Here is a 2,402-nt window from a genome sequence, read left to right on the forward strand (position 1 = left end):
AGAGCCCCCCGATCCAACTTCCCATTCACCGTCACCGGCAACTCATCCAACACCACCACCACAGCCGGCACCATAAACTCCGGCAACCGACCACGCACAAACTCCCGAACCCCCACCCCCTCCACACCCGAACCCACCACATACCCAACCAAACGCCGATCCCCCAAAACATCCTCACGCACCACCACCACCGCCTGCCCCACCCCAGGACACCCCGCCAACACACCCTCCACCTCACCCAACTCAACCCGAAAACCACGAACCTTCACCTGATCATCAACACGCCCCACAAACTCCAAAACACCATCACAATTCCACCGCACCAAATCCCCAGTCCGATACATCCGCGACCCAGCCGAACCAAACGGATCCGCCACAAACCGCTCCCCCGACAAACCCCCACCACCCCAATACCCACGCGCCAAACCCACACCCCCCACATACAACTCCCCCACCACACCCACCGGAACCAAACCCAAAAAACCATCCAACACATACACCCGCATATTCGGCAACGGTTGACCGATAGGCGGGACGTTTCCGCCGGACAGCGGTCCCGTCATCGTCAAGTAGACGGTCGCTTCGGTCGGCCCGTAGGCATTCAGCATCAGCCGACCTTTCGACCAGCGGTCGACCAGTTCGCCGGGGCACGGCTCGATGCCGGTGATCAGGACCCGCAGGTCTGGCAAATCGCGGTGTGGAACGCTCGACAACACCGTTGGCGAAACGACGGCGTGGCTGATGCGTTCCTCCGCCAAGATCGCTGCCAACTCAGCGCCGAGCGGTTTTTGCGTTGCGGGCAGGACCAGCGCAGCTCCGGTCGCGAGGGCCATGAACAGTTCCATCACCATCACGTCGAAGCTGGGCGACGCCAACTGCAGTACGCGGCTCCCCTCCCCGACCCGAAGTCGTTCCCGCTGCACCTCGACCAGGTTGGCCACCGCGACGTGCGGAATCACGACTCCCTTGGGGGTGCCGGTGGAGCCGGAGGTGTAGATCACGTATGCCGGGGCCAGCGGGCCCAACGCGGCCCGCCGATCGGCATCGGTGACGTTTCCGCTGTTGTTCCGGCCGAGCCGGCCTTGGAGTTCGGGATCGCCGAGGAACAGGACGGGAACTCCGATGGCCGCAACATTCCCTGCGGAGCCGTCCGCGGCGAGGACGACCGCCGGCCCAGCGTCATCGAGCATGAACCGGATGCGGTCGGGCGGGTACGTCGGGTCGATCGGCAGGTAGGCGCCGCCGGCCTTCAGCACGGCGAGGATGGCGACCACCATTTCCGCGGAGCGGGGCAGCACCAGCGCCACGACTCGCTCCGGCCCCACTCCTAGCCCCACCAAGTGGTGTGCGAGTTGGTTTGCGCGGGTGTTGAGGTCGTCGTAGGTCAGGCGGGTGCGGTCGTGTTCGAGCGCGGTGGCCTGGGGAGTTTTGCTTGCCTGGTCCTGGAAAAGCTCCGGCAGCGTCATCGCGGGAACGTCCAGACGGCGGGTGTTGTTGCGCTCGACCAGCAACTCATGCTCTTCCGCGGCATCCAGAAGACGAACCCGACCAACACGCTGATCAGGCTCCGCCGCCAGCTGCGTCAGCACACGAATCAAATAACCCCCGAAACGGTGCACCGTTTCCTCGTCGAACAGATCCGCGGAATAGTTGAGCGCCACCTCCATACCACCCGGCGCACCGGAACCGTCACGATGCTCATCGAAAGTGAACGACAGATCGAACTTCGCCGCATTCAAATCATGCGGATACACACCACCCGTCGTCCCCGGCAACACAAACCCGCACTCGCCAGCATCATTGAGAACAAGCGCGACCTGAAACAACGGATGCCGCCCCAACGACCGAACCGGATTGACCGCCTCAACAAGACGCTCGAACGGAACATCCTGATGCTCATAAGCCCTGAGATCGGCATCCCGGACACGATGAACGAGCTCACGCAAACTCGGATCCCCAGAAGTATCCACCCGCAGCACAAGGGTGTTCACGAAAAACCCCACCAGATCCCGCACCGCATCATCGGTCCGCCCCGCGACCGGACTGCCGATCACAATGTCCACACCAGCATTGAGCCTGGTCAGCAACGCAGCCAAACCAGCATGCAACACCATGAACAAACTCGCGCCGCAAGCCCTCGCCACCATCACCAACCCGTCGTGCAACTCCGGATCGATACGAAACGACACCACACCACCGCGATAACCAGGCACCCGCGGCCGAGGCCGATCGGTAGGCAATTCGAGCTGCTCCGGAGCACCCGCCAATTCCCGTAGCCAAAAACCGAGCTGCCGGGAAACAACACTATCCGGATCATCCTCATCCCCGAGAAGATCCCGCTGCCAAAGAGTGTAATCCGCATACTGCACCGGCAACGACCCCCACACCGGCACACCACCACC

General features: G+C 62.7%; 1 protein-coding gene. It reads right to left on the minus strand.

The genetic code is table 11. The features are described 5' to 3' along the window. Positions 1-2,369: non-ribosomal peptide synthetase (locus AC07EQ_RS43340; protein ID WP_478393609.1), on the minus strand; the 2,369-nt coding region annotated here is incomplete at its 3' end. Between the last annotated feature and the right edge of the window lie 33 nt (positions 2,370-2,402).

The organism is Saccharopolyspora sp. NPDC045839, assembly GCF_056431645.1.